The sequence below is a fragment of the Kitasatospora sp. NPDC015121 genome (assembly GCF_055562955.1).
Map to the genome: position 1 here is coordinate 163,610 of NZ_JBVHEH010000014.1, position 25,481 is coordinate 189,090.

23 protein-coding genes are annotated in these 25,481 nt (G+C 73.3%); 6 read left to right on the plus strand and 17 right to left on the minus strand.

Annotated features, from left to right (window positions below; all coding sequences use genetic code 11):
* Positions 1-165: 165 nt before the first annotated feature.
* From ACZ3J7_RS22280 to typA, 6 genes are all read right to left on the minus strand, one after another.
* On the minus strand, positions 166-1,185 hold the full coding sequence (locus ACZ3J7_RS22280) for an ABC transporter ATP-binding protein (RefSeq protein WP_465623803.1): 1,020 nt from the start codon (positions 1,183-1,185) through the stop codon (positions 166-168).
* Positions 1,178-2,233 (minus strand): ABC transporter ATP-binding protein, encoded by a 1,056-nt coding sequence (locus tag ACZ3J7_RS22285; protein ID WP_465623807.1) that lies wholly within the window; start codon positions 2,231-2,233, stop codon positions 1,178-1,180. Before ACZ3J7_RS22285 ends, ACZ3J7_RS22280 begins: the two co-directional genes overlap by 8 nt.
* Positions 2,234-2,250: 17 nt before the next feature.
* Positions 2,251-3,189: an ABC transporter permease gene (locus ACZ3J7_RS22290; RefSeq protein ID WP_465623810.1), complete on the minus strand. Its 939-nt coding sequence runs from the start codon at positions 3,187-3,189 to the stop codon at positions 2,251-2,253.
* A complete protein-coding gene (locus ACZ3J7_RS22295; RefSeq protein WP_465623813.1) occupies positions 3,182-4,108 on the minus strand; it encodes an ABC transporter permease in 927 nt (308 codons plus the stop codon). Before ACZ3J7_RS22295 ends, ACZ3J7_RS22290 begins: the two co-directional genes overlap by 8 nt.
* A gap of 140 nt (positions 4,109-4,248) precedes the next feature.
* Positions 4,249-5,886: a peptide ABC transporter substrate-binding protein gene (locus tag ACZ3J7_RS22300; RefSeq protein WP_465623817.1), complete on the minus strand. Its 1,638-nt coding sequence runs from the start codon at positions 5,884-5,886 to the stop codon at positions 4,249-4,251.
* Between the two features lie 349 nt (positions 5,887-6,235).
* Entirely contained in the window at positions 6,236-8,140 is a 1,905-nt protein-coding gene (gene typA / locus ACZ3J7_RS22305) for a translational GTPase TypA (protein ID WP_465623821.1), read from the minus strand.
* Positions 8,141-8,352: 212 nt separating this feature from the next.
* Here typA and ACZ3J7_RS22310 point away from each other — a divergent pair, with 212 nt between their 5' ends.
* The gene (locus ACZ3J7_RS22310; protein WP_465623825.1) at positions 8,353-9,492 is read left to right on the plus strand and encodes a hypothetical protein; all 1,140 of its coding nucleotides are present in this window, start codon (positions 8,353-8,355) and stop codon (positions 9,490-9,492) included.
* Here ACZ3J7_RS22310 and ACZ3J7_RS22315 read toward each other — a convergent pair.
* The 6 genes from ACZ3J7_RS22315 to ACZ3J7_RS22340 all read right to left on the minus strand — a co-directional run bounded on the left by ACZ3J7_RS22315 (position 9,489) and on the right by ACZ3J7_RS22340 (position 17,414).
* Positions 9,489-11,951 (minus strand): SpoIIE family protein phosphatase, encoded by a 2,463-nt coding sequence (locus ACZ3J7_RS22315; protein ID WP_465624113.1) that lies wholly within the window; start codon positions 11,949-11,951, stop codon positions 9,489-9,491. The genes ACZ3J7_RS22310 and ACZ3J7_RS22315 overlap by 4 nt on opposite strands.
* Before the next feature lie 156 nt (positions 11,952-12,107).
* Positions 12,108-14,903, minus strand: coding sequence for a SpoIIE family protein phosphatase (locus tag ACZ3J7_RS22320; protein ID WP_465623828.1), 2,796 nt, complete (start codon positions 14,901-14,903; stop codon positions 12,108-12,110).
* 366 nt (positions 14,904-15,269) lie between these two features.
* The gene (locus tag ACZ3J7_RS22325) at positions 15,270-15,671 is read right to left on the minus strand and encodes an NUDIX hydrolase (protein ID WP_465623832.1); all 402 of its coding nucleotides are present in this window, start codon (positions 15,669-15,671) and stop codon (positions 15,270-15,272) included.
* Positions 15,672-15,711: 40 nt separating this feature from the next.
* Positions 15,712-16,182 (minus strand): CYTH domain-containing protein, encoded by a 471-nt coding sequence (locus tag ACZ3J7_RS22330; RefSeq protein ID WP_465623835.1) that lies wholly within the window; start codon positions 16,180-16,182, stop codon positions 15,712-15,714.
* Between the two features lie 70 nt (positions 16,183-16,252).
* Positions 16,253-16,465 carry an SPOR domain-containing protein gene (locus tag ACZ3J7_RS22335; protein ID WP_465623837.1) on the minus strand — a complete coding sequence of 71 codons (213 nt, stop codon included), beginning with the start codon at positions 16,463-16,465 and terminating at the stop codon, positions 16,253-16,255.
* A gap of 130 nt (positions 16,466-16,595) precedes the next feature.
* Entirely contained in the window at positions 16,596-17,414 is an 819-nt protein-coding gene (locus ACZ3J7_RS22340) for a methyltransferase domain-containing protein (RefSeq protein ID WP_465623839.1), read from the minus strand.
* A gap of 149 nt (positions 17,415-17,563) precedes the next feature.
* Here ACZ3J7_RS22340 and ACZ3J7_RS22345 point away from each other — a divergent pair, with 149 nt between their 5' ends.
* The 4 genes from ACZ3J7_RS22345 to ACZ3J7_RS22360 all read left to right on the plus strand — a co-directional run bounded on the left by ACZ3J7_RS22345 (position 17,564) and on the right by ACZ3J7_RS22360 (position 20,114).
* Positions 17,564-18,148, plus strand: a complete 585-nt coding sequence (locus ACZ3J7_RS22345) for a pyridoxamine 5'-phosphate oxidase family protein (RefSeq protein WP_465623841.1) — start codon at positions 17,564-17,566, stop codon at positions 18,146-18,148.
* Positions 18,149-18,244: 96 nt separating this feature from the next.
* Complete coding sequence (locus tag ACZ3J7_RS22350) at positions 18,245-18,940, plus strand: RibD family protein (RefSeq protein ID WP_465623844.1); 696 nt, start codon at positions 18,245-18,247, stop codon at positions 18,938-18,940.
* Positions 18,927-19,385, plus strand: coding sequence for a deaminase (locus ACZ3J7_RS22355; protein WP_465623847.1), 459 nt, complete (start codon positions 18,927-18,929; stop codon positions 19,383-19,385). Before ACZ3J7_RS22350 ends, ACZ3J7_RS22355 begins: the two co-directional genes overlap by 14 nt.
* A gap of 72 nt (positions 19,386-19,457) precedes the next feature.
* A complete protein-coding gene (locus ACZ3J7_RS22360; RefSeq protein ID WP_465623851.1) occupies positions 19,458-20,114 on the plus strand; it encodes an HAD-IA family hydrolase in 657 nt (218 codons plus the stop codon).
* A gap of 49 nt (positions 20,115-20,163) precedes the next feature.
* Here the strand turns inward: ACZ3J7_RS22360 and ACZ3J7_RS22365 are convergent, their stop codons facing one another.
* The 3 genes from ACZ3J7_RS22365 to ACZ3J7_RS22375 all read right to left on the minus strand — a co-directional run bounded on the left by ACZ3J7_RS22365 (position 20,164) and on the right by ACZ3J7_RS22375 (position 22,928).
* The gene (locus tag ACZ3J7_RS22365) at positions 20,164-20,925 is read right to left on the minus strand and encodes an alpha/beta fold hydrolase (RefSeq protein ID WP_465623854.1); all 762 of its coding nucleotides are present in this window, start codon (positions 20,923-20,925) and stop codon (positions 20,164-20,166) included.
* Between the two features lie 84 nt (positions 20,926-21,009).
* Positions 21,010-22,347: an MFS transporter gene (locus tag ACZ3J7_RS22370; protein ID WP_465623857.1), complete on the minus strand. Its 1,338-nt coding sequence runs from the start codon at positions 22,345-22,347 to the stop codon at positions 21,010-21,012.
* Positions 22,344-22,928: a TetR/AcrR family transcriptional regulator gene (locus tag ACZ3J7_RS22375; protein WP_465623861.1), complete on the minus strand. Its 585-nt coding sequence runs from the start codon at positions 22,926-22,928 to the stop codon at positions 22,344-22,346. The genes ACZ3J7_RS22370 and ACZ3J7_RS22375 overlap by 4 nt, the downstream gene beginning before the upstream one ends.
* 53 nt (positions 22,929-22,981) lie before the next feature.
* Here ACZ3J7_RS22375 and ACZ3J7_RS22380 point away from each other — a divergent pair, with 53 nt between their 5' ends.
* Positions 22,982-23,569 carry a Uma2 family endonuclease gene (locus ACZ3J7_RS22380; RefSeq protein WP_465623863.1) on the plus strand — a complete coding sequence of 196 codons (588 nt, stop codon included), beginning with the start codon at positions 22,982-22,984 and terminating at the stop codon, positions 23,567-23,569.
* On the opposite strand, the gene ACZ3J7_RS22385 is transcribed toward ACZ3J7_RS22380, so the two are convergent.
* Positions 23,520-24,209: a 2-phosphosulfolactate phosphatase gene (locus ACZ3J7_RS22385; protein WP_465623867.1), complete on the minus strand. Its 690-nt coding sequence runs from the start codon at positions 24,207-24,209 to the stop codon at positions 23,520-23,522. The two genes, ACZ3J7_RS22380 and ACZ3J7_RS22385, sit on opposite strands and share 50 nt — an antisense overlap.
* 105 nt (positions 24,210-24,314) lie before the next feature.
* Positions 24,315-25,388, minus strand: a complete 1,074-nt coding sequence (gene ychF, locus ACZ3J7_RS22390; RefSeq protein ID WP_465623871.1) for a redox-regulated ATPase YchF — start codon at positions 25,386-25,388, stop codon at positions 24,315-24,317.
* Positions 25,389-25,481: the final 93 nt, after the last annotated feature.

Sequence of the window (25,481 nt, forward strand, 5' to 3'; positions counted from 1 at the left end):
TGACGCATCTCACCTCATGAGAAGGGGCGGGCTGTCGCGGCGCGACCGCAGTAGGGCCGGACGGGGGAGGGCCGCCCGGCGCGGGAACGCGGCAGGACCGCGACGGGGCGTCAGGTCGTCGCCCTCGTCGCGGTCCTGCCGCGGAATCAGCCCGTGCCGGGGGTGCTACGCCGCCGCGGTCTCCCGCTCCGCCGCGAAGTGGCAGGCCGAGTCGTGCCGGGCGCCGCCGGCGAGCAGCTCGGGGACGGCCAGCAGCGGCGGCTCGGTGGAGCAGCGCTCCTCCGCCTTCCAGCAGCGGGTGCGGAACCGGCAGCCGGACGGCGGGTTGGCCGGCGAGGGGATGTCGCCGGAGAGGATGATCCGCTCGCGCTTCTCCCGGTCGGCCGGGTCCGGCACCGGCACCGCGGACAGCAGCGCCTGGGTGTACGGGTGGGTGGCGTGGTCGTAGATCTCCAGGTCGGTGCCGATCTCGACCAGCTTGCCGAGGTACATCACGCCGACCCGGTCCGAGATGTGCCGGACGATCGACAGGTCGTGCGCGATGAACATGTAGGAGAGCTCGAAGTCCTGCTGCAGCTGCTCCAGCAGGTTGATCACCTGCGCCTGCACCGACACGTCCAGCGCGGAGACCGGCTCGTCGCAGATGATGACCTCGGGCTTGAGCGCGAGGCCGCGGGCGATGCCGATGCGCTGGCGCTGGCCGCCGGAGAACTGGTGCGGGTACCGGTTGATGTACTCCGGGTTGAGGCCCACGACGTCCAGCAGGTCCTGCACCGCCTTGCGGCGGTCGCCCTTCGGCGCGACCTCGGGGTGGATCTCGTACGGCTCGCCGATGATGTCGCCGACCGTCATCCGCGGGTTCAGCGAGGTGTACGGGTCCTGGAACACCATCTGGATGTTGCGGCGGACGGCCTTGAGCGCGGCGCCGGACAGCCGGGAGATGTCCTCGCCCTTGTAGAGGACCTGGCCGGCGGTCGCCCGCTCCAGGTTCATCAGGACCTTGGCGAGGGTCGACTTGCCGCAGCCGGACTCGCCGACGATGCCGAGCGTCTCGCCCTTGTTCAGGGTGAAGGAGACGCCGTCGACGGCCTTGACCGCGCCGACCTGCTTCTTGAACAGGATGCCCTGGGTCAGCGGGTAGTGCTTGACCAGGTCGCGGACCTCCAGGATGGGCTGCTCAGCCATGGAGGGTCTCCTTCCAGTGGTGGCAGGCGCTCTTGCGCCCGGCGAGCTCCGCGCCGTCCCGGTCGGTGACCTGGTGCAGGGCGGGGACCTCGGTGCGGCACAGGTCGGTGGCGACGTCGCAGCGCGGGTTGAACGCGCAGCCGGCCGGGACCTTGTAGAGGTTGGGCGGCAGGCCCTTGATCGCGTAGAGCTCCTCGCCCTTCTGGTCCAGTCGCGGGATCGACCGGAGCAGGCCCTCGGTGTACGGGTGGGCGGGGCGGGCGTACAGCTCGTGCACGGGGGCGGTCTCGACGATCCGGCCCGCGTACATGACCGCGATCTTGTCGGCGACGTCGGCGACCACGCCCAGGTCGTGGGTGATCAGGATCAGGCCCATGTGGTACTCGGCCTGCAGCTCGGCGAGCAGGTCCATCACCTGCGCCTGGACGGTCACGTCCAGCGCGGTGGTCGGCTCGTCCGCGATGATCAGGTCCGGCTCCAGGGCCAGCGCCATCGCGATCATGATGCGCTGGCGCATGCCGCCGGAGAACTGGTGCGGGTAGTCCCCCACCCGCTCCTTCGCGGCCGGGATCCGCACCCGGTCCATCAGCTCGATCGCCCTGGCCTTCGCCTCCTTCTTGGAGGCGCCCTGGTGCACCCGGAACATCTCGCCGAGCTGGTAGCCGACGGTGAGCACCGGGTTGAGCGAGGAGAGCGCGTCCTGGAAGATCATCGCGATCTTGCGGCCGCGGATCCGCCGCCGCTCCTCGTTGGACATCTTGAGCATGTCCTGGCCGCGGAACATGATCTCGCCGGAGGTGATCCGGCCGGGGGGCATGTCGAGGATGCCCATGATGGTCTGCGCGGTGACGGACTTGCCGGAACCGGACTCGCCCAGGACGGCCAGCGTCTCGCCGGCCGCGACCGAGTAGTTGACGCCGTTGACGGCCTTGGCGACGCCGTCCCGGGTCTTGAACTCGACGTGCAGGTCGCGGACTTCGAGCAGCGGGGTGCCGGGGACCAGACGGTCCTTGGCGGTGGCGTTGGTCTTTTCGACTGCGGTGGTCATGATGCGGGCCGCCTCTCTCAGCGCAGCTTCGGGTCGAGGGCGTCGCGCACCGCGTCGCCGAGCATGATGAAGGCCAGCACGGTGACGCTGAGCATGCCTGCCGGGAAGAACAGGGCGAACGGCGCCTGCCGGATCACCTTCTGGGCCGAGTTGATGTCGATGCCCCAGGAGATGGTCGGGTCCTGCAGGCCGATGCCGAGGAAGCTCAGCGTGGCCTCGGTGGCGATGTAGCCGCCGAGCGCGATGGTGGCGACCACGATCACCGGGGCGATCGCGTTCGGCAGGATGTGCTTGAACATGATCCGGCCGGTGCCGGCGCCGAGCGCCTTCGCGGCCGTCACGTAGTCGGACTGCTTGACGGTGATCACCGAGCCGCGCATCACGCGGGTCATCTGGGTCCAGCCGAGGACCACCAGGGCGAAGACCACCGACCAGACCGTGCGGACCTGGAAGGCGTTCAGCATGACCAGGGCGCCGAGCAGCAGCGGGATGCCGAAGACCATGTCGGTGAAGCGGGAGACGATCGTGTCGACCCAGCCGCCGTAGTAGCCGGCCACCATGCCGAGCAGGCCGCCGAGGAGGGTGACGCCGGCGGTGACGCAGATGCCGACGACCACCGAGGCGCGGGCGCCGTAGATCATCCGGGCGTAGATCGACCGGCCCTGGCCGTCGTAGCCGAACCAGTCCGCCTGGAAGAGGTGGAGGTAGTTGGGCTTGGTCAGGTAGTGGTTGCGCAGGTCGCCGGCGCGCGGGTCCACCGAGGTGAACAGGCTCGGGGCGATCGCGAACATCACCAGCAGCAGGATCAGCACCGCGGAGATGAGGAAGACCGGGCGCTTGCGCAGGTCGTGCCAGGCGTCCAGGCCCAGGCTGCGCGGCTTCTCGGCCTTCGCCCCGGCCGGAGCGGTCCCCCGCTGCGCGGGGATGTCTGCGTTCTTCTCGATCAGGTCAGGCATACCGGATCCTCGGGTCCAGGACCGCGTAGAGCAGGTCGACGAGCAGGCTGGCGACCAGGTAGACCAGCACCAGCACGACGACGAAACCGGAGACGGTCGCGCCCTCGTTGAGGTTGATGGCGTGGTACAGCGCGTTGCCGACGCCCTTGACGTTGAAGATGCCCTCGGTGACGATCGCGCCGCCCATCAGGGCGCCGAGGTCGGTGCCCAGGAAGGTCACCACCGGGATCATCGAGTTGCGCATCAGGTGGGTGCCGATGACCTTGCGCCTGGGCAGGCCCTTGGCGACCGCGGTGCGCATGTAGTCGGCCTTCAGGTTCTCCGCGATGGAGGTCCGGGTCAGGCGGGCCACGTAGGCGAGCGAGATCGAGCCGAGCACCACGGCGGGCAGGATCAGCTGGCCCAGGTTCATCGAGTCCTGGACGGTCGGGGTGATCCAACCGAGCTGGATCGCGAAGACGTTCTGGAACACGAAGCCGAGCACCGGCACCGGGATGGAGATCAGCAGCAGCGTCAGCACCAGGGAGGACTTGTCGAAGGCCTTGCCGCGGCGCAGGCCGGCGAACAGGCCGATCGCGACGCCGAGCACCAGCTCGAACACGAAGGCCAGCAGCGCCAGGCGGACGGTGACCGGGAGGGCCTCGCCGATGACGTCGATGACCTGGCGGCCGTTCATGGTCCTGCCGAAGTCACCGGTGAGCAGGTCCCCCATGTAGTTGAGGTACTGCTGCCACTTGGAGACGTCGAGTCCCATGTCGTGCTTGAACGCGGCGAGCTGGGCCGGGTCGGCCGCCTTGTCGCCCCACATCGCCGCCGCGGGGTCACCGGGCAGCAAGCGGGTCATGAAGAAGATGATCGTGACCGTGCCCAGGAACACCGGGATCATCTGGAGCAGTCGCCTCGCGACGTAGCGCCCCATCGTGCCTCCAATTCACTGCTCTGACGGGCCGTGATCCCGATGTCAGAGTTCTGGACGTGACAACGGCCGGTGCCGGGCCGCCCGGTGGGGCGGTTCACGGCACCGGCCGTGTCTCTGCGAGCCGCGCGGTGCCGGCCCGGTTACTTCTGCTTGACCTCGACCTGGGTGAAGACCGGGTCACCGAAGGAGTCGTACTTCACGTTCTGCACGTTCTTCGAGTAACCGGCGGTGGTCTTGTAGTACCAGAGCGGGATGGCCGGCATGTCCTTGGCCAGCTGGGCCTCGGCCTGCTGGTACAGCTCGGCGGTCTTCTCCACCGAGGTGGCCTTGTCCGCCTCGCCGGCCAGGCGGTCGAACTCGGCGCTGGAGTAGCCGCCGTCGTTGGCCGCGGCACCGGTGCCGTACACGTCGCGCAGGAAGTTGGCGTTCAGCGGGTAGTCCTGCACCCAGCCGGTGCGCATCAGACCGTTGACCTTCTTGTTCTTGATCAGGTCACGCGCGGTCTTGAAGTCCGGCTTGGCGTCGCCGACGCACTCGACGCCGGTGGCCTGGCGGATGGAGTTGCAGACCGCGTCCACCCACTCCTTGTGGCCGCCGTCGGCGTTGTACAGGACGGTGATCTTGTTGCCGGGAACGCCGCCACCCTCGGTGACCAGCTGCTTGGCCTTCTCCGGGTTGTAGGTGCAGGCCTCGCCGCAGGTGTTGTCCTTGTAGCCCATCGCGCCCGGGGCGACCCAGGAGTTGGCGGGCTGGCGGGAGCCGTTGAGGACCGTCTTGGTGATGGTGTCGCGGTCGATCGCCATCGACAGGCCCTGGCGGACCTTGGCCAGGTTCTCCGGCTTCCAGTCGTCCTGGTACAGCGAGAAGGAGATCGACTGGATGGCGCCCTGGGCCTGGTCGACGGCACGGTCGCCCAGGTCGGTCTTGTACGAGGCCAGGTCGCTCGGGTCGACCTGGTCCAGCACGTCCAGGTTGTCCGAGATCAGGTCCTTGTACGCGGCGTCGGCCTGCGAGTAGTTCTTGAAGACGATGCCGCCGTTCTTCGGCTTGTCGACGCCCGCGTACTTGTCGTTCGCGGCGACGGTGATCGCCTTGTTGTGCTCCCACGAGACGAACTTGTAGGGGCCGTTGCCGATCGGCGCCTGGCCGTACTTCACCGGGTCGGTGTAGAAGACCTCGGGCAGCGGCGAGAAGGCGGTGTAGCCGAGCTTGTACTCGAAGTACGAGACCGGGCCGGTCAGCGCGATGGTGAAGTGGGTGTCGTCGACGACCTTGAGGCCGGACATGGTCTCGGCGGTGGCGTCGCCCTCGTCCGGGTGGACGTCCGCGAAGCCCTGGATGTCGGAGAACCAGTCGGAGTTGATCTGCTTGTTCTTGACGTTGGCCGACCAGTTCCAGGCGTCCACGAAGGACTTGGCGGTCACCGGGGTGCCGTCGTGGAAGGTCCAGCCGGACTTCAGGGTGACGGTGTAGTTCTGCGCGTCCGTGGTCTCGATCTTCTCGGCGACCTGGTTGCGGAGCTGGCCGTTGCTGGGGTCGTAGTCCACCAGGCCCTTGAACAGGGTCTTGATGACACGGCCGCCGCCGACCTCCATGGCGTTCGCCGGCTGGAGCGCGTTCTGCGGCTCGGTGCTCTGGTAGCTGAAGGTGCCCTGGGCGTTGGCCGCCCCGCCACCGTTGGAGCCGCTGGACGAGCCGCCGTTGCTGCCGCAAGCGGTAGCGGCGAGGGCGACCGCGACGGCCGCGACAACCCACTTGGCCTGGCTGGCACCGCGCATGGGTGTGCCTCCTGAAATCGTGTTGCAGATCGCTCGCGGCCTGGCGCGCACCCCTGCGCAGGAGCCTCGACCCGAGCTCGACTGCACCCACTATCGGTCACCCACGGATACGGAAATGACCATTCCGGATTTCAATTTGGTCACATGAACGCCGGATGAATCCCGGAAAACGGACATACCAGACATACACAGACACGGGCGAAACGGACAGTCGTCACGGATGACGATCAGTGACGTCCGATTAACGAACGTCCGGCGTCCGGAGCGCCGTGACGCAACGTCACCGAAAACGCGGCCGGCCGGCGTCCGTGAGGACGCCGGCCGGCCGGCCGAACGGGGTGCCGGGTTGTCAGCCCTTCTTGGCGCGCGAGGCGGTGCGGCCGCGCTCCTTGGCGTCCAGGACGACCTTGCGGATGCGCACGGTCTCCGGGGTCACCTCGATGCACTCGTCCTCGCGGCAGAACTCCAGCGACTGCTCCAGCGAGAGCTTGCGCGGCGGCACGATGGACTCGGCCACGTCCGCGTTGGAGGAGCGCATGTTGGTGAGCTTCTTCTCCTTGGTGATGTTCACGTCCATGTCGTCGGCGCGCGAGTTCTCGCCGACGATCATGCCCTCGTACACCTCGGTGCCGGGGTCGGTGAACAGCACGCCGCGCTCCTGCAGGTTGGTCATCGCGAAGGCGGTGACCACGCCGGAGCGGTCGGCGACCAGGGAGCCGTTGTTGCGGGTGGTCAGGTTGCCGAACCACGGCTCGTAGCCCTCGTGGATCGAGTGCGCGATGCCGGTGCCGCGGGTGTTGGTGAGGAACTCGGTACGGAAGCCGATCAGGCCGCGGGACGGCACCACGAACTCCATCCGGACCCAGCCCGAGCCGTGGTTGGACATGTTGTCCATCCGGCCCTTGCGGATGCCCATGAGCTGCGTGACGGCGCCCATGTGCTCCTCGGGGACGTCCACGGTGAGGCGCTCGACCGGCTCGTGGGTCTTGCCGTTGACCTCGCGGGTGACCACCTGCGGCTTGCCGACGGTCAGCTCGAAGCCCTCGCGGCGCATGGTCTCGATCAGGATGGCCAGCGCCAGCTCGCCGCGGCCCTGCACCTCCCAGGCGTCCGGGCGCTCGGTCTCCAGCACGCGGAGCGAGACGTTGCCGATCAGCTCGCGGTCCAGGCGGTCCTTCACCTGGCGGGCCGTCACCTTGCGGTCGACCTTGCCGGCCGACTTGGCGTCGGCGCCCTTGCCGGAGCCGCCCTTGCCGACCAGCGGCGAGGTGTTGGTGCCGATGGTCATCGAGATGGCGGGCTCGTCGACGGTGATCAGCGGCAGCGCGATCGGGTTCTCGGTGTCGGCGAGGGTCTCGCCGATCATGATGTCGCCGATGCCGGCCACCGCGCAGATGTCACCGGGGCCGGCCACCTCGGCGGGCTTGCGGGTGAGCGCCTCGGTCATCAGCAGCTCGGAGATCCGGACGTTCTGGATCGAGCCGTCGCGCTTGATCCAGGCCACCGTCTGGCCCTTGCGCAGCTCGCCCTGCTCGACCCGGAGCAGCGCGATGCGGCCGAGGAAGTTGTCGGCGTCCAGGTTGGTGACGTGCGCCTGCAGCGGGGCGTCCTCGTCGTAGACCGGGGCCGGGACGTGCTCCAGGATGGTGGAGAAGAACGGCTCCAGGTTGTCGGAGTCGGCCGGCACGGTGCCGTTCTCCGGCTTGGTCAGCGAGGCCACGCCGTCGCGGGCGCAGGCGAAGACGATCGGGAACTCGATCTGGTCCTCGTCCGCGTCCAGGTCCAGGAACAGGTCGTAGGTCTCGTTGATGACCTCGTCGATCCGGGCGTCCGGACGGTCGGTCTTGTTGATGCACAGGATGACGGGCAGCCGGGCCGTGAGCGCCTTGCGCAGCACGAAGCGGGTCTGCGGCAGCGGGCCCTCGGAGGCGTCGACCAGCAGGACGACCGCGTCCACCATCGACAGGCCGCGCTCGACCTCGCCACCGAAGTCGGCGTGGCCGGGGGTGTCGATGATGTTGATGGTGATCGGCGCGCCACCGTCCTTGGGGTGGTACTTGACCGCGGTGTTCTTCGCGAGAATGGTGATGCCCTTCTCGCGCTCCAGGTCGTTCGAGTCCATCATCCGGTCGTCGAGCTGCTGGTGGGCGGCGAAGGCGCCGGCCTGCTTCAGCATGGCGTCGACCAGAGTGGTCTTGCCGTGGTCGACGTGGGCGACGATGGCGACGTTACGAATGTCGTTGCGCGTGGGCATGCGGCGCTGATTCTCCCGGAATCGTGGGTCACGGTGCCCGGCCCGCGTCAGCATTCACCGGTCCACCCACCGGGCACGGCACATGCCCCGGCTTCTCCCCATCGTACGGGGAAGGGCCCAATGGAGCCGAAACGGGCGGCGTCGGGGCGGTGGAGATCACCATCGCGTCCCGGTCCTTCCCGTACGCACCACGGGAACGGGAAGCTACGCCGGTGAAGAAGAAGACCCGTTTCCCGGTCCGCCTCGCGGTGTTCGCCGCGCTCGTGGCCTGCACCCCGCTGCTCGCCGGGGTCGAGTTCCCCCCGCTGCACGTCGTGCTGCCGGCGCTGTACGGCGGCGTCGCCGCCGGCAACCTGCTCTCCCACGGCTGCCTCGCCCTGCTCGCCCGCCCGGCCGGGCTGGTGCCGACCCTGTACGCGCTGGGCCTCGGCCGGGTGACCCGGGTCCGGCGGATCGGTGCGGTCCCGCTGGCGCTGCGGGCGGTGCCGCTGCCGGTGGGGGCCGGCGCCTACCGGCTCACCCCCGTACCGCGCCCGCGGACCTGGGCCGCGGTGACGGCCGCGTACCTCCCGGCGCTGGCGCTGGGCGGATGGCTGCTGGCGGCGTGCCGGGGCGGCTGGCAGGTGTTCGGCCTGGGCGCGGCGATGCTGCCGCTGTTCGAGGTGGGCGTCCAGTCCTCCGTCCCGGGCTGCCCGGGCTGGGTGGTGCTCCGGCTGCCCACCGCCTCCCCCTCGGCGCTGGCCGAGGCCTACGGCTCCCCCGGGTACCGGACGGCCGTCCGGGCGTTGACGGAGGGGCGGGTCGCCGAGGCGGTGGCCGTGCTGGCCGCCGAACCGGAGAGCGGCACCGTCTCCGACGACGCGCTGCGGGTGCGGGCGCTGCTGGCCGCCGGCGAGTGGGCCGCGGCCCTGGAGCGGGCCGGGCGGATCACCGTCCCCGAGGAGGTCGCGGCCCTGCGCTGGACCGCCGTGCTGGTGCGCGCCGAGGCCCTGGTGTGCGCGGCGGAGGCCGGGCTGCTGCCGCCCACCGCGTACCTGCCGCGGCTGGCGGAGCTCGAGTCCTCCTTCGGCAACCGGCTGCGGCGCACCGGGGCCCGGGCCGACCTGCTGCGGCTGCGCGGGGAGCGGGAGGCCGCCGTGAGGACGGCCCGGCAGGCCCTGGGAGCGCCGGCGGACCCGCTGTCGGCGGCCGGCGCGGAGTGCTCGCTGGCGGCGGCCCTGTTCGCCGCCGGGCGGGCCGGGCAGGCCCGGCAGGCGCTGGACCGGGCCCGGGCGCTCTACCCCGGCCTGGCCCGGATCGCCCTGGTGGAGCGCCGGGCCGCGGCCGCGGTGGTGGAGGGCCCGGCGGGCTAGAGCGAGAGCTCGAACCAGACGATCTTGCCCTTGGGGGTGCGGCGGCTGCCCCAGCGCTCGGCCAGCAGGGAGACCAGCTGGAGGCCGCGGCCGCCCTCGTCGGTCTCCTGGGCGCGGCGCTGGCGCGGCTGCGCGTAGGCGTCGTCCCAGACCTCGCAGACCATGGTCTTGTCGCGCAGCAGCCGCAGCCGGATCTCGCCGCGGCCGTGCCGCAGCGCGTTGGTGACCAGCTCGCTGACCAGCAGTTCGGAGGTGTCGACCAGGTCGTCCAGGCCGCGTTCCAGCAGCCAGCCGCAGGCGGCTTCGCGGGCCTTGGCGACCGAGGTCGGCTCGGGCGGCAGCCGCCAGTCGCCGACCGAGCCCTTGGGCAGGCCCTTGACCTTGGCCATCAGCAGGGCGATGTCGTCCTCGCCGTGGTGCGGGTTGAGTTCGTCCAGCACCTGGTCGCAGAGTTCCTCGATCCGCTCGGAGCCGGCCGCCAGCGCGGCCCGGAAGGCGTCGATGCCCTCGTCGAGCTGGTGCTTGCGGGACTCCACCAGGCCGTCGGTGTAGAGGGCCAGCACGGCGCCCTCCGGCAGGTCGACGGTGACCTCCTCGAACGGCTCGCCGCCGACGCCGAGCGGCAGGCCGGGCGGCACGGTGATGGTGCGGGCGCCCTGGCCGGGGGCGAGCAGGACGGGCGGGAGGTGCCCGGCGTTGGCGAAGGTGCAGCGCTGCTTGACCGCGTCGTAGACGGCGTACACGCAGGTGGCGAGGTAGACCTCGGCGTTGGAGCGCTCCGGGTCCTCGTCGTTGCCGAGGCCGCGGGCGATCTCGTCGAGGGCGGAGAGCACCTCTTCGGGGTCGAGGTCGAGCATCGCCAGGGTGCGGACGGCGGTGCGCAGCTGGCCCATCGCGACGGCGGCGCGCAGGCCGCGGCCCATCACGTCGCCGATCACCAGCGCGGTGCGGCTGCCGGGGAGCGGGATGACGTCGAACCAGTCGCCGCCGACCTCGGTGTTGTTGTTGCTGGGCAGGTAGCGGCGGGCGATCTCCAGGCCGGAGGCGGCCGGGTTGCCGGGGGGCAGCAGGCTGCGCTGCAGGATCAGGGCGCGCTCGTGCTCGCGGCGGTAGAGCCGGGCGTTGTCGACGCAGACGGCGGCGCGGGCGACCAGTTCCTCGGCGATCGCGACCTCGCGGGCGTCGAACGGCTCGCTGCCGATCGCCCGGGAGAGCTGCACCAGGCCGAGCACCTGGTCGCGGGCGACCAGCGGCACCACCAGGGTGGAGCGCAGCAGCGGGTCGGGCCCGGGCTGCGGGACGACGCTGCGGCCGGTGCGCAGGGCGCGGGCGTGCGGGGAGCGCGGCGGGTAGCAGAGCGTGCCGCCGGCCTCGGCGACCCGGACGCCGCCGCGCTCGCTGCCGAGCACGGACGGGGCGTTGCCGACCACGCTGGAGACGGCGACCCGGCGCAGTTCGCCGCTCTCCGGGTTGGCGCTGAGCGGGGCGGCGTCGCCGGTGAGCAGCGCGGTGTACAGGTCGACGGTGGCGACGTCGCAGAACTGCGGGACGATCACGTCGAGCAGTTCCTTGGCGGTGGTCTCCAGGTCGAGGGTGGAGCCGATGTGGGTGGAGGCCTCGTTCAGCAGGGCGAGGCTGCGGCGCACGCCGGCGGCCTCGCGTTCGGCGATGTGCCGGCTGGTGACGTCCTGGACCTGCCCGGCCACGCCGATCGGGCGGCCGCCGGCGGCGGTGAGGCGGTACAGCGAGACGGCCCAGGTGCGCTGGTCCTCGTCGCGGCCGGCGCCGGTGCGGGCGGTCCGGACCGGGCCGGAGAGCCGCAGGTCGAGGACGGGTTCCTGGCCGGTGAGGACCTTGCGCAGGGCGAGCAGCAGCCGGTCGGCGTCGGAGGGGCGGAACACGTCGCCGGGGGCGAGGCCCTGGAGGGCGGCGGGGCTGCGGCCGACGCCGGCCGCGAAGGCGGCGTTGACGCGTTGCAGCTTGAGGTCGGTGTCGAACAGGAAGAAGCCTGTGGGGGTCTGGCCGATGACCGCCTCGGAGGCGGCCAGGTCGGTCTCGATGGCGCGCAGCCGGCCGAGGTCGACGGCCAGGCAGGTGGCGGAGCCGTCGGCGCTGGCGGGCATCGCGTAGACCTCGGCGAGGCTCTCGGCGCCCGACAGGTCCCGGTAGGGGGCGGTGCCGACCCACTCCTCGCCGGACAGGATGCGTTCCAGCCGGGCCCGGCCGCGCTGCCACAGCTCGCGCGGGACGAACGCGGTGATCGGGTCGGCGCCGACCGCCTCGGCGGCGGGGACGCCGAAGAACTCGGCGGCCCGGTCGCTCCACTGGGCGATCCGCCCGTCGGGTCCGATCGCGAAGGTCGCGACCCGGATGTAGTCGTAGATGGTGCCCGAGCCGCCCTGTCCCCAGCCGAGCGGCAGCGGGACGGGGGTCGTCGGGGCACCCGGCTGCTCCGGCACCGCGGCATAGCCGCCGCTGCCGTGCGTCACGTTCCGTGCCGGGAAGCTGTTCAACGGACCGACCCCTCCAACCCGCGCCCATCCGGTGTCGAGAAGACCGAGTATTCGATGTCCGAGTATTCATCATTCGGGCACGGGCGCACACGCCCTTCAACGTCACAACATCGAATCGGGTGGTCCGATCCCGGAGTTCGCGAGCTCGAACCAGACCACTTTGCCCAGTCCCTCGGCCCTGGTCCCCCAGCGCAGGGCGAGCCTGCGGACGAGTTCGAGGCCGCGCCCGCCCTCGTCGCCGGCCCCGGCGTGGCGTTCCCGGGGCGGGTCGGGCAGCGGGTCGGAGATCTCGACCAGCAGCAGCTCGCCGAGGGTCAGCCGGACGCCGATCGGGGCGCTGGCGTACCGGACGGCGTTGGTGACGAGTTCGCTGACGAGCAGTTCGGCGGTGTCGGTGAGCTCTTCGGCGTCCCAGTCGGCCAGGGTGGCGCGGACCAGCCGGCGGGCCCGGGAGACGGCGGTCGGTTCGGCGGGCAGCGTCCAGCCGGCGGTGGGCTCCTCGGCCCGGCCCCGGCCGAGCCGGGCCAGCAGCAGGGCCACGTCGTCGGGCTCGCGGCCCTGCTCCATGGTGGCGAGGACGGCCTCGCACGCCTGCTGGATCGAGGCGTACGGCTGTTCGAGCACGGTGATCAACCTCCCCAGTCCCACGTCCAGGTCCTTGTCCCGGGACTCGACCAGCCCGTCGGTGCACAGGGCGAGCAGGCTGCCGTCCGGGATCCGCATCTCGATCGACTCGAACGGCACCCCGCCGACGCCGAGCGGCGCGCCGGAGGGCAGGTCGAGCACCTGTCCGGCGCCGCCGGGCAGCGGGCCGCCGGAGCGGGCCGGTTCGGCGTCGGCGCCGGGGACCACCAGGACCGGCGGGATGTGGCCGGCCTTGGTGACGGTCAGGCTGCGCCGGGCGGGGTCGAAGACCGCGTAGACGCAGGTGGCGAGCAGCGCCTCATCCGGGCCCTGGGCGAGGTCGTCGGCGAGCTCGTGCACGTGCCGCAGGACGACCTCGGGGGCGAGGTCGAGGGCGGCCAGCACCCGGACGGCGGTGCGCAGCCGGCCCATCGTGGCGGCGGCGCGCAGGCCGTGGCCCATCACGTCGCCGACCACCAGGGCGGTGCGGTCGTCGGGCAGCGGGATGACGTCGAACCAGTCGCCGCCGACCTCGGTGCCGCTGGAGCCGGGCACGTACCGGTAGGCGACCTCGACGCCGGTGGGCTGCGGGACCTGCTGGGGCAGCAGGGTGCGCTGCAGGGTGAGGGCGGCGGTGCGCTCGCGGGCGTAGAGGCGGGCGTTGTCGAGGGAGCTGCCGGCCCGGTCGGCGAGTTCGACGGTGAAGGCGAGGTCGTCGCGGTCGAAGCCCTCGCGGTAGCCGGCCCGGCTGACCACCAGCAGGCCGATCACGATGCCGCGGGCCCGCAGCGGGACCACCAGCCGGGAGTGCACGCCGAGTTCGCGGGCGGCCTCGACCTTGGGGTCGCCGGCGAAGGACAGCTCGTCGGCGCCGTTGCCGCCGGAGAGCAGTTCTGGCACGCCGCTGCGCAGCACCCGGCCGAAGACCGACTCCTCCTCGAAGGTGATCCGGGCGCCGTGCCGCAGCATGGTCTCCACGGCGGGGCCCTGCTGGATCGCGGCGACGCCGAGCTGCAGCAGCGAGGTGCGCCGGTCGTGGCCGTGCCGGGGCAGGTCGTCGCCGTGCGCGACGGCCTGCAGCAGGATCACCCCGGCGTAGTCGGCGAGCCGGGGGACGACCGCGCCGGCCAGCTCCTGGGCGATCATCGAGGCGTCCAGCAGGTCGCCGACCCGGGAGCCGAACTCGTTGAGCAGCGACAGCCGGCGCCGAGCGCCCTCGACCTTGGCGACCGCCCGGTAGCGCTCGGTGACGTCCATCACGGTGCCGGAGATGCCGAGCACCCGGCCGGAGCGGTCGGTCATCCGGCTGTAGGAGATCGACCGGTAGCCGGAGCGGGCGGTGGACGGGGAGGCCAGCGTGACGTCGATGACGGGCTCGCCGGTGGCCAGCACCTGGCGCTGGACGGCGGTGATCTCGTCGGCGGAGCGCTCGGGCAGCGTCTCGCCGGTGGTGCGGCCGATGTGCGCCTCGGCGGGCAGGCCGTTCATGTCGGCGAGGGTGCGGTTGACGGCGGTGTAGCGCAGGTCGGTGTCCAGCACGGCGATGCCCAGCGGCGACTGCTCGAACAGGGCGTCCCGGACGGCGAGGTCGCGTTCGACGGCGCGCAGCGCGGCGGCCTCGGTGAGCGCGGCCTGCACGTACGGGGCGCCGTCGCCGTCGACCAGCAGCGAGAGCCGGACCTCCACCTCGACGGGCAGGCCGTCCCGGTCGGCGATCTCGGTGAAGCCGTGCCAGGAGCCCCGGCGCAGCGTCTCCTGGAGCGCGGCGCGGGTGCGCCGCACCTGGTCCGGGTCGGGGATCAGCTCGTCGACGGCGCGGCCGACCAGCACCTCGCTGGGCCAGCCGAGCATCTCCTCGGCGGCGGGGCTCCACAGCACCACCCGGCCGGAGGTGTCGAGGATGACGATGGCCACCCGGACCACGTCCAGCAGGCTGCCGCCCTCGGTGCGGCGGCTGGGGTGCAGCGGGGTCGGGCCGCCCGGGCCCTCGCCGGGGTGCGGCTCCGGCCCGCCGGGGAAGGCCCGGGCGGGGCGGCCGCGGGCCGGGGTGCCGCCGGGCCGGGGCTCGCCGGGGGCCGGGGCGGGGCCGGCCGTCGGGGCGCTGCCGGGCAGTGCGGCGGGCCGCCCCCGGCGCAGCCGCGCCCGGGCGGCGGCGCGGCCCGCGGCCGCCCGCCCGGCGGCGGTCCGGCCGGGGGGCGCGGCCCCGCGCCGCGCCCCGTGCGCGGGCAGGTCGGCCGCCTCCCGCTCTCCCCCGCCGTCACCCGGCTTCGCCACCTACGGGGCCTCCGGCCGTCGCTGGAACGCCCCCGGCGGGGTCGCCGGGGTGCGGGCCGCCGCCACCCCGTGCCGCCAGGGGCTCACGGATGGTGACGAATGCTGCCGAACTCTGCCATACCCAGGGAATCGCACCGCTATCCCGGCATACGGCTCGTCTGTCCGATTGGCGTACAGAACGGACAGTTCCGGCGCTCGGGGTGCTAGGGCCCGTCTTCACACCCCCGTCGCAGCCCTGCGGCGGCTGGTGCGTGCTCTCGGCGTGCCGGGCGGAAGGCCTCGTACTGGACGTACTTGGCTTTTCGCCCGGTGCGGCGAGAGGGCGTGCCAGGCGTTGCGGGGCAGGCGGGGGTGTGAAGACGGGCCCTAGTGGAGGAGGCCGTCGCGGTGCAGGTCGTCGAAGAGCACCTGGTCGACCGGGGGGACGCGGTCGCGGTCGGCGTAGCCGAACCAGGCGACCTCCTCGATCTCGCTGCTGGCGGCGAGGGTGCCGGTGTAGTCGGCGGCGTAGCAGGCCATCCTGACCTGGGTGCCGGGGGCCTGGGCGTGGGCCTCGGCCTGGTAGGTGCCGACGTGGGCGACGGTGTCGGGGCGGATGGCGACGGTGAGTTCCTCGGCGACCTCGCGGACCAGGGTCTGCAGGTCGGTCTCGGCGCCCTCGCGCTTGCCGCCGGGGATGTAGAAGGCGTCCTTGCCGCGCGGGCGGGCGCACAGGATCCTGCCGCCCTCCAGCCGGACCCACGCCACCGTGTCGATCAGGGTTGCCATCGCCGTCCTCGTGCTCGTCGTGCCAGCCACCGACCCTACGTCAGGCGCGCGGCGGGGCGGCGGCGGTGGCCAGGTGCTGGTTCTTGAGGTCGGCGCGGTCGGTGACCTCGGGGCCGAACCAGGGCGGCGGGGTGAAGGCGGCGGCCCGGTCGGCGTCGGTGAACTCGACCTCGACGGTGCGCAGTCCGGCGAGCCGGCCGTGGAAGGTGTCGACCACGGCCTCGTCGGGGCCGAGCGGGACGATCCGGCGGGTCTTGTGGATCCGGGCGTGCTCGGTGGCGGGCCAGAGCGCGGCGAACTGCTCGGTGCTCAGCGGGGTCTCCCACTCGCCGCGGACCAGCCCGGCACCGCGCTTGACCGTCAGCGAGCAGTCCTCGCCCTGCTGCCGCACCCGCGCCTCGGCGCCCTCCGGCCCGGTCACCAGGTAGCCCTGCCGGACCTCGAACTCGCGCCCGGCGGGGACGTCCGCGCCGTCCGGGACGAGGAACTTCCGCTCGATCTCCACACCCACCGGGGCCTCCTTGGCGCACGTGTCGGGGCGGCGGCCGCCGCCGGGTGCCACGGTACGCGGCGGGCCGGGGTCAGGCCGGGTTCCCGGGGCCGTCGGGGTGCTCGGGGCCGTCGGCGTGTTCGGCCTCGACCCAGTAGAGCTGCTTGTGGCCGCGGGCCTCGTACTCGGCGGCCAACTCCTCGGCCCGGGACCGGTCGAGGCCTCGGGCGAGCAGGAAGCGGTTGCCGTTGTCGTCCTGGCGCATCACCCGGTGGGTGGCCCTCGCACCGCGTTCGGCGTCCATGCCCACACGGTAGCGGTCCGACCCGGTGGGGGGCGGGTCGGACCGCCCGTCCCAGCACCAGGCCGGACGGTGCGTGCTACCGGGCGGTACGCGGCCGGTCAACGTCTCGTCAACGCGGGGGCGTGCCCAACTAGCTTACGCGAACCAGGAGTTCGCCGTGCAGTACGGCGAACCAGGCATCCGGGTCGGCGCCCCAGCGGCCCCAGCCGGCGGCGATCCGGTCCAGGTCGGCGGGGGTGGCCAGGCCCTCGGCCAGGGCGGTGTCGGCCAGCCTGGTGCGGGTGGTGCGCTCGGCCCAGCTCTCCGACCACCAGCCGCGCTCGGCCTCGGTGGCGAAGGTCCAACTGCTGGACGAGGGAACCAGGTTGTCGCCGGAGTCGGCAGCCAGCCCGGCCGCCCGGGCCCAGGCCAGCAGTCGGCGGCCGGCGTCGGGCTCGCCGCCGTTGATCCGGGCGACCTTCCGGTACAGCGCCAACCACTCGTCCAGCTCCGGCGGCTGCGGGTACCAGGTCATCGCGGCGTAGTCCGAGTCGCGGACCGCGATCACCCCGCCGGGGGCGGTCACCCGGCGCATCTCGCGCAGCGCGGCGACCGGGTCGGGCAGGTGCTGCAGCACCTGGTGGGCGTGCACCACGTCGAACGAGGCGTCGGCGTACGGCAGTTCGTAGACGTCGGCGACCTCGTAGGACAGGTTCGCCAACCCGCGCCCGGCGGCGTGCCCGGCGGCCTCGGCCAGCACCTCGGCGCCCGGCTCGATGCCGACCACCCGGCCGTCCGGGCCGACCAGTTCGGCCAGGTCCGCGGTGATCGTGCCCGGGCCGCAGCCGACGTCCAGCACCCGCTGTCCGGGGCGGAGTTCGGGCAGCAGGTAGGCGGCGGAGTTGGCGGCGGTGCGGCTGCGGTGCGAGCGCAGGACGGCGGCGGCGTGGCCGTGCGTGTAGGCGGGCATGGCGGGACTCCCTCTCCCTCGAAGGCGGTTCCTCGACGTCCGCCCAGCATAGGAAAACGTTCCAGGTTTCGGACAATCCTGTCTCGCATGGCAAGACCGGTGAGTAATCGCCTCGCCATTCCGACCCTCCCGGGAGGAGAATCCTCCGCATGGGAAAGACTTATGAGCGCATCGACGCCAGGCTGCGCGCGTTCATCGAGAAGCAGCCCGTCTACTTCGTCGGCACCGCCCCGCTGGACGCCGACGGCTTCCTCAACATCTCGCCCAAGGGGCGGGCCGGCACCCTCGCCGTGCTCGACGAACTGACCGTCGCCTACCTGGATTTCGGCGGCTCGCACGCCGAGACCATCGCCCACCTGCGGGAGAACGGGCGGATCATCCTGATGTGGTGCGCCTTCGAGGGTCCGCCGACCGTGCTGCGGGTGCACGGGCGGGGCGAGCCGGTCTTCCGGGACGACCCGCGGTTCGCCGAGCTGCTCGCCCGCTTCGACCCCTCGGCGGACGGCACCGCGCTGCGCGCGATCATCCTGGTGCGGGCCGAACGAGTCAGCGACTCCTGCGGGTTCGCCGTCCCGTTCATGGAGTACCGGTCCGACCGGACGCTGCTCGCCGAGTTCTTCGACCGCAAGGGCGAGGACCGGTTCAGCGAGTACTGCGAGGGCAAGGAGAACGTCGCCGTCAGCATCAACGGGCTGCCCGCCCTGCCGCTGCCGGTGCCGCCCCGGCCCTCCTGAGGCCGCCCGACGGGGGGCCGACCGGCGGCGGTCGGCGGTCGGCGGTCGGCGTACGGTGGGAGCCGCTGCCGTCCGCCGACCCCGTGGAGTCCCGTCGTGCCCCGCCCCCACGTCCTGCTCAGCGCCGCGGTGTCGATCGACGGGCACCTCGACGACGCCTCGCCCGAGCGGCTGCTGCTCTCCAACGCTGCGGACTTCGACCGGGTCGACGCGCTGCGGGCCGACAGTGACGCCGTCCTGGTCGGCGGCGGGACGCTGCGCGCCGACAACCCCCGGCTGCTGGTGAACTCGCCCGAGCGGCGGGCCGCCCGGATCGCCGCCGGACGGCCCGCGCACCCGTTGAAGGTCACCCTGAGCGCGAGCGGGCGACTCGACCCGGCGCTGCGGTTCTGGCATACCGGCGGCGCCAAGCTCGTCTACACCACCGACGCCGCCGCGCCCGCGCTGGGCGCCGCGCTGGCCGGGGCGCCCGGCACCGAGGTGGTCGGCCTGGGGTCGACCGTCGCGTTCGGCGCGGTGCTGGACGACCTGGGCGCGCGCGGGGTGCGCCGGCTGATGGTCGAGGGCGGCGGCGGCGTGCACACCCGGTTCCTGGCCGAGGGCCTGGCCGACGAGCTGCAGCTGGCCGTCGCCCCGCTGCTGGTCGGCCAGGCCGACGCGCCGCGCTTCCTCTCCCCCGCCGCGTACCCCGGCGGCCCGACCCGGCGGATGCGGCTGCTGGAGGCACGTACGGTGGGGGACGTCGTCCTACTGCGGTACGCCCCGAAGGAGTCCCCCGATGAGCAGCAGTGACCCGGCCGACCTGGCCTGGATGCGCCGCGCGATCGAGCTGTCGAAGCGCTGCCCGCCGTCCGGGACCGCCTTCTCGGTCGGCGCGGTGATCGTCGGCGCGGACGGCGAGGTGCTGGCCGAGGGGTACAGCCGCGAGGTGGACGCCGTGAACCACGCCGAGGAGGCCGCGCTCGGCAGGCTCCCGGCCGGCGACCCCCGGCTGCGCACCGCCACCGTCTACTCCACCCTGGAGCCCTGCGGCCGGCGCGCCTCCCGCCCGCACCCCTGCGCGGACCTGCTGGTCGCCGCCGGGGTGCCCCGGGTGGTGGTGGCCTGGCGGGAGCCCGCCCTGTTCGTCGAGGCCTGCGAGGGCACCGCGCTGCTGACCGCCGCCGGCGTCGAGGTGGTCGAGCTGCCGGAGCTCGCCGAGGCGGCCCGCGCGGTCAACGCCCACCTGGTCGGCTGAGGCGGCCCGCCCGGACGAGTTTTTGTACGCTTGAGGAACAAACACTCGTACGAGGCCTCCCGAGGAGCCCCGATGCCCGTCCTCACCCCGCCGGTCCGGGCCGTCCTGCTCGACATGGACGGCACCCTGGTCAACTCCGACGCCGTGGTCGAACGCTGCTGGCGCCGCTGGGCCGAGCGGCACGGCCTGGACGGCGACGAGGTGATGCGGGTCGCGCACGGGCGGCAGGGCCACCTGACCATGGGCCTGCTGCTGCCCGACCGCCCGGTCGAGCAGAACCTCGCCGAGAACGCGCTGATGCTCGACGAGGAGGCCGCCGACACCGACGGCGTGGTCGAAGTCCCGGGCGCCGCACGGCTGATGGCCTCGCTGGTCGGACTGCCGCACGCCCTGGTGACCTCCGCCGACGACCGGCTGGCCCGGGTCCGGATGGCCGCCGCCGGCGTCCCGCTGCCGCCGCTGCTGGTCACCGCCGAGCACGTCGGCGCCAGCAAGCCCGACCCGGAGGGCTTCCTCAAGGCCGCCGCCGAGCTGGGCGTCGCCCCCGCCGAGTGCCTGGTCCTGGAGGACTCCGAGGCCGGCATCGCGGCCGGCCGGGCCGCCGGCATGCCGGTGCTCGGCGTCGGCCCGCGCGCCGCCGCCCACCGGCCCGACCACCACGTGGCCGACCTGACCGGCGTCCGGATCGGCCGCGGCGCGGACGGCGCGCTGGTGGTCGAGGTGCCCTGACCCCCGCACCGCACGGAGGCCCTGACCGGCGTCCGAGAAGTTCCGGCGCTCAGGTGGCCCGGGCGGCCTCTCCGGTGCCGGCCAGCAGGGCCGCCGCCACCCGGGCGCACTCCGCCGGGCGGGCGCCCAGGTGGCGGCCGAGCAGGTGGCCGGCGCCCGGCAGGGTGAGCCGGGTGTAGGGGCTCGCGGCGCCGGTGCGCAGGGCGGAGTCCAGCGCGTCCGTCACCTCGGCGGGGATCACCTCGTCCGTCTCCGGCAGCACCAGCAGCGCCCGGCCGGGGAACGCCGCGAGGACCTCGAAGGCCGTGCTGCTGCGCCAACTGCCCTGCTGACGCAGGGCTTTGGTGAACCCTGGCTCTGAGAACGGGAGTTCGTGGACCTCCCGAGCGTAGGCGGCGGGCGCGGCGAGGGCGATCGCCGTGGTGCGGGCGGCGAGTTCGGGCACCCGCAGCAGGTCGGCGACGGTCTGGCCGCTCATCGAGAACCCGACCAGCAGCAGCGGCCCGGCCGGGGCGTGCCGGTCGAGCACCGCCCGGGCCTGCCGGGCCCGGCGGGCCAACGAGAGCGCCCCGAGCGTGCCGGTGCTCGCGCCGTGCCCGGCGAAGTCGAACACCACGGCCCGGCACCCGGCGGACGCCAACTCCCGCCCCAACGGCAGGCAGCGCTGCCGGTCCCCACTGCCCGCGCCGTGCATCAGCAGCACGGTGGGTGCGACGGGCCCGGCGGGCGGGCCGCCCGGGCCGTCCGGCTCGATCACGGTGCAGGCCAGGCGTTCGCCGTCCGCCTCGACGGTCGACTCGATGAAGTCCATGCGCGGTTCCCCCGGGGCGAGTTGGCGGTCAGGCGGGTCGGCGGCCGGGTAGTCGGCCCGCCGCCGCACCACCGGGCCAGGGTGTCACGCACCGCCGACAGCGGGCCCGCCGAGCGGCTCGGGTCGCGCCCCCGGGAGGGCGGCGGCGGGCAGCAGGCCGAGGGCGGCCACGGCGGCCAGCACGGGCAGCGCGACGTTCGGGCCGGTGCCGGCGGCGGCCGCGATGCCCAGGGTCGGGCCGATGTTCATCGCGGTCTGCTTCAACCCGCCGACCGCGCCCGCATACCCCGCCGGGGCGTCGCCGACCACGGTGCCGGTCGCCGTCACCATCACCGCCGCGAACCCCGCGCCCAGCAGCGCCGACGCCACCACCGTGGCCGCCGTCGAGGCGCCGCCGCCGCCCGGACCGGCCAGCCCCGCGACACCCGCCACCAGCAGGGCGACGCCCGCCAGCGCCGTCCGCCGGGGCCCCTGCCCGCGCAGCGCCCGTGCGGCCAGCGGAGCGCCGAGCACCATCAGCGCGGTCAGCGGCAGCATCCGCAGCGCCGCCCCCAACGGGCCGGTGTGCAGGGTGTCCTGGAGCCGGAAGGTGGTGCTGAACAGCGTCCCGAACAGTCCGGCCGAGGCGGTCAGCAGCAGCACCAGGGAGGCCGCGACCGGCCGCGACCGGGCCACCGGGCGCGGCACCACCGGGTTCGCGGCCCGCCGCTCGTGGGCCACCAGCGCCGCCGACAGGCCCGCCGCGCAGGCGAGTTCGGGCAGCACCCCGGGCCAGCCGCACTCGGGCACCCGGGAGAGCGCGTGCACCAGGACGGCGAGCGCCGCCGCGAGCAGCGCCGCGCCCGCCGGGTCGAGCGGCCTCCCGTCCGAACTCCGCCGCCCGGACGGGAGGGTGAGGACCATCGCGGCGATCACGGCGGCGGCCGGGACGTTGATCCAGAACACCGCGCGCCAGCCGAACGCGTCCACCAGCACCCCGCCGAGCAGCGGGCCCGCGCCCGCCGCGACCGCGATCGCCCCGGTCCGGACGGCGACCGCCCGGCCGAGCCGTTCGGGCGGGCAGCACAGCCGCAGCAGCGCGAGCGTCCCCGGCTGCAGCAGCGCACCGAACACGCCCTGGGCGACCCGCAGCCCGACCACCCAGCCGACGGTGGGTGCCAGCCCGATCCCGGCCGAGGCCGCGCCGAAGCCCAGCACGCCCACCAGCAGCGTCCGGCGATGCCCGTACCGGTCGCCGAGCCGGCCAGCGAGCACCAGCAGGGCCGCGACGGCGACCAGGTAGCCGGTGCTGGTCCACTGCAACCGGGCGGTCGTGCAGTCGAGTTCGCGCCGCATGCCGGGCTGCGCCATCAGCAGCACCGTGCCGTCCAGGGCCACCAGCATGGCGGCGCCGGCGCTCACCGGCAGCGCGAGGCGGCTCACACCGGCGCCCCGAGGTGCGCCGCCAGCACGGCCTCCAGCAGCTCCTCCTCGCGCCCCTCCCCGAGCACCAGTCCGGTGCTCCCCCAGCCCTGCAACTGCGCCAGCCCGTGCAGGTTCGCCCACAGCGCGGCCGTCACCAGCGGCGCCCGCGCCTCGTCCCCCGTGCACTCCCCCACCAGCCGCGCCAGCCCCTCGAACAGCGGCCCCGTCGCCTCCCGCAGCCTCGGCCCGGCCGGCTCCGCGCCGTCCCCGTCCAGCAGGTCGTGCCGGAACATCAGCTCGAACATCCCGCGCCGCTCGGCCGCGAACCCCAGGTACGCCCGGGCGGCCCCCGCCACCCGCTCCCGCGCGTCCGCCCCCCGCACCCGCGCGAACCGCCCGGCCAGCTCCTCGAACCCGCGCCGGGCCACCGCCGACAGCAACTCCCGGTGCGTGGCGAAGTACCGCCTCGGCGCCCCGTGCGACACCCCGGCCCGCCGCGCGATCTCCCGCAGCCCGACCGCCCCCGACCCCTCCGCCAGCACCAACTCGACCCCGGCGTCCACCAGGCGCTCCCGCAGCGGGATGTGCTCACTGTCCATGGACAGTGTCTACCAGCCCTGCGTAGACACTGTCTACCGCCTACTCTGAGGACATGACCTCACTCCCCGACTGGATGCGCCCGCCGCGCGCGGAAGGCTGGTTCGCGGAGGATCTCGACCGCCTGCCCGAGGCGCCGCGCCACACCGAACTGATCGACGGAGCGCTGGTCTTCATGATGTCCCCCCAGCGGTCGTGGCACAGTCGCGTCGTCACCGCGCTCACCAACGCCCTCGCCGCGCAGGTGCCCGCCGGCATCGAGGTCGAACGCGAGATGACCGTCCGCCTGGACTCCCGCACCCGCCCCGAGCCCGACCTCCTGCTCGTCACCGTGCCGTTCGATCCGGACCGCACCTGGCACGATCCGGAGAACGTCCTGCTCGTCGCCGAGGTCGTCTCGCCCGAGTCCGCCCACCGCGACCGGACGGTGAAGCTCCGCAAGTACGCGGAGGCGGGCATCCCCCACTACTGGCTGATCGAGGACGAGGGCGGGGCCGCCGTGGCGCACGTCTACGAACTCGACGGGCCCACTCGCAGCTACCTTCCGACCGGCATCCACCGGGGGGACCTCTCCCGTCCCGTGCCGTTCGCGATCACGATCGACCTGAACCGGCTGGTCCCGCGTACGGGCGCAGCACCATGAGGCCGTCCTCCGGGGCGGCGGACATCGCGAAGGGGAAGCGGTCGAGTTCCAGGCAGAGTTCCACGTCGTCCGGGTGGACGCCCTTGCGGACGTGGCCGAGCAGGTCGGCGGCGGCGCCGGAGTCGGCGGCGCGGCGCAGGTAGGGGGCGGGGTCGGGGGTCTCGCCGGCCGCGCGGTGGGCGATGTACCGGGCGCAGGCGAGGTCCTCCTCGGCGCGCCCGTCCTCACCGGTGACGACGAAGGTGACCTCCGGGCGGCCGTGCAGGGCCCGGGCGGTGGCCTCCGCGACCACGAAGCTCGCGCACAGCACCAGGTCGGCGCCCCGCACGGCGAGCGCGCCGACCGTCCCGGCGGTGGTCTTCTGGACGACGGTCCGCCCCGCGAGGTCGGTGTCGCGGATCCGGCCGGGCGAGTTCACGGCGTCGAACCCGGCCGCGGGCGCCCCGTCCTTGAGCGCCACCCAGCCGGGGTGACGTTCCTTCAACTCCAGTGCCTCGTCCAACGATCCGGCCAGCACGATCCGCTCGGCGCCCCGCGCGAACGCCCAGGCCGCGGTGGTGAAGGCGCGCATCACGTCGACCACGACGGCGATGGGCGGGGTGGCGGTGAGCTCGCCGATGGCGAGGAAGCGGGTCTCCATGCCGGCCATGATCACCGTCCCGCCGGGTCCGGCACCACGGGTTTTCCGCGGCCGGACGCGCCGGAGGGGCCGCCCCGGGCGGGACGGCCCCTCCGGGCCGGGCGGTCAGACGTTGAAGCGGAACTCCACGACGTCGCCGTCCTGCATGACGTAGTCCTTGCCCTCGATGCGGGCCTTGCCCTTGGCGCGGGCCTCGGCGAGGGAGCCGGCGGCGACGAGGTCGTCGAAGGAGGTGACCTCGGCCTTGATGAAGCCCTTCTGGAAGTCGGTGTGGATGACACCGGCGGCCTCGGGGGCGGTGGCGCCCCGCCTGATGGTCCAGGCGCGGGTCTCCTTGGGGCCGGCGGTGAGGTAGGTCTGCAGGCCGAGGGTGGCGAAGCCGACCCGGGCGAGGGTGGCGAGGCCGGGCTCGTCCTGGCCCATGGACTGGAGGAGTTCGAGGGCCTCGTCGTCGTCGAGCTCGATCAGCTCGGACTCGATCTTGGCGTTGAGGAAGATCGCCTCGGCGGGGGCGACCAGGGCGCGCTGGGCGTCCTTGAAGTCCTCGTCGGAGAGGGCGTCCTCGTCGACGTTGAAGACGTAGAGGAACGGCTTCGAGGTCATCAGGTGCAGGTCGCGGACGGCGGTGGTGTCGAAGCCGGCCTCGAAGAGGGTCTTGCCGGTCTCCAGGACGGCCTGGGCGGCCTCGGCGGCGGCGAGCACGGCCGCGGTCTCCTTCTTGAGCCGGGCCTCCTTCTGCAGCCGGGGCAGCGCCTTCTCGATGGTCTGCAGGTCGGCGAGGATCAGCTCGGTGTGGATGGTCTCGATGTCGTCCTTGGGCGAGACCTTGCCGTCGACGTGGACCACGTCGGGGTCGGTGAAGGCCCGGACGACCTGGCAGATCGCGTTGGCCTCGCGGATGTTCGCGAGGAACTTGTTGCCCAGGCCCTCGCCCTCGCTGGCGCCGCGGACGATGCCGGCGATGTCGACGAAGTCGACGGTGGCCGGGAGGATGCGCTGCGAGCCGAAGATCTCGGCGAGCTTGTCCAGCCGCGGGTCGGGGACCCCGACGACGCCGACGTTCGGCTCGATGGTGGCGAACGGGTAGTTGGCCGCCAGCACGTCGTTCTTGGTCAGGGCGTTGAACAGGGTCGACTTGCCGACGTTCGGCAGGCCGACGATTCCGATCGTGAGCGACATGGAGAGTGGTGTCCCGGGGCTTGGAGGGCGTCGAGTGGGCCCGGTGCGGGCCGATCCCCCAGTCTACGGGGCGCGCGGAGGGTGGTCGGAAGC

What these genes read in the sequence shown, in the direction of transcription:
- ACZ3J7_RS22280 (WP_465623803.1), bottom strand. Translation starts at nt 1,185, where the DNA reads ATGGCTGAGCAGCCCATCCTGGAGGTCCGCGACCTGGTCAAGCACTAC.
- ACZ3J7_RS22285 (WP_465623807.1), bottom strand. Translation starts at nt 2,233, where the DNA reads ATGACCACCGCAGTCGAAAAGACCAACGCCACCGCCAAGGACCGTCTG.
- ACZ3J7_RS22290 (WP_465623810.1), bottom strand. Translation starts at nt 3,189, where the DNA reads ATGCCTGACCTGATCGAGAAGAACGCAGACATCCCCGCGCAGCGGGGG.
- ACZ3J7_RS22295 (WP_465623813.1), bottom strand. Translation starts at nt 4,108, where the DNA reads ATGGGGCGCTACGTCGCGAGGCGACTGCTCCAGATGATCCCGGTGTTC.
- ACZ3J7_RS22300 (WP_465623817.1), bottom strand. Translation starts at nt 5,886, where the DNA reads ATGCGCGGTGCCAGCCAGGCCAAGTGGGTTGTCGCGGCCGTCGCGGTC.
- typA (WP_465623821.1), bottom strand. Translation starts at nt 8,140, where the DNA reads ATGCCCACGCGCAACGACATTCGTAACGTCGCCATCGTCGCCCACGTC.
- ACZ3J7_RS22325 (WP_465623832.1), bottom strand. Translation starts at nt 15,671, where the DNA reads ATGGCAACCCTGATCGACACGGTGGCGTGGGTCCGGCTGGAGGGCGGC.
- ACZ3J7_RS22335 (WP_465623837.1), bottom strand. Translation starts at nt 16,465, where the DNA reads ATGGACGCCGAACGCGGTGCGAGGGCCACCCACCGGGTGATGCGCCAG.
- ACZ3J7_RS22340 (WP_465623839.1), bottom strand. Translation starts at nt 17,414, where the DNA reads ATGCCCGCCTACACGCACGGCCACGCCGCCGCCGTCCTGCGCTCGCAC.
- ACZ3J7_RS22345 (WP_465623841.1), top strand. Translation starts at nt 17,564, where the DNA reads ATGGGAAAGACTTATGAGCGCATCGACGCCAGGCTGCGCGCGTTCATC.
- ACZ3J7_RS22355 (WP_465623847.1), top strand. Translation starts at nt 18,927, where the DNA reads ATGAGCAGCAGTGACCCGGCCGACCTGGCCTGGATGCGCCGCGCGATC.
- ACZ3J7_RS22360 (WP_465623851.1), top strand. Translation starts at nt 19,458, where the DNA reads ATGCCCGTCCTCACCCCGCCGGTCCGGGCCGTCCTGCTCGACATGGAC.
- ACZ3J7_RS22365 (WP_465623854.1), bottom strand. Translation starts at nt 20,925, where the DNA reads ATGGACTTCATCGAGTCGACCGTCGAGGCGGACGGCGAACGCCTGGCC.
- ACZ3J7_RS22375 (WP_465623861.1), bottom strand. Translation starts at nt 22,928, where the DNA reads ATGGACAGTGAGCACATCCCGCTGCGGGAGCGCCTGGTGGACGCCGGG.
- ACZ3J7_RS22380 (WP_465623863.1), top strand. Translation starts at nt 22,982, where the DNA reads ATGACCTCACTCCCCGACTGGATGCGCCCGCCGCGCGCGGAAGGCTGG.
- ACZ3J7_RS22385 (WP_465623867.1), bottom strand. Translation starts at nt 24,209, where the DNA reads ATGGAGACCCGCTTCCTCGCCATCGGCGAGCTCACCGCCACCCCGCCC.
- ychF (WP_465623871.1), bottom strand. Translation starts at nt 25,388, where the DNA reads ATGTCGCTCACGATCGGAATCGTCGGCCTGCCGAACGTCGGCAAGTCG.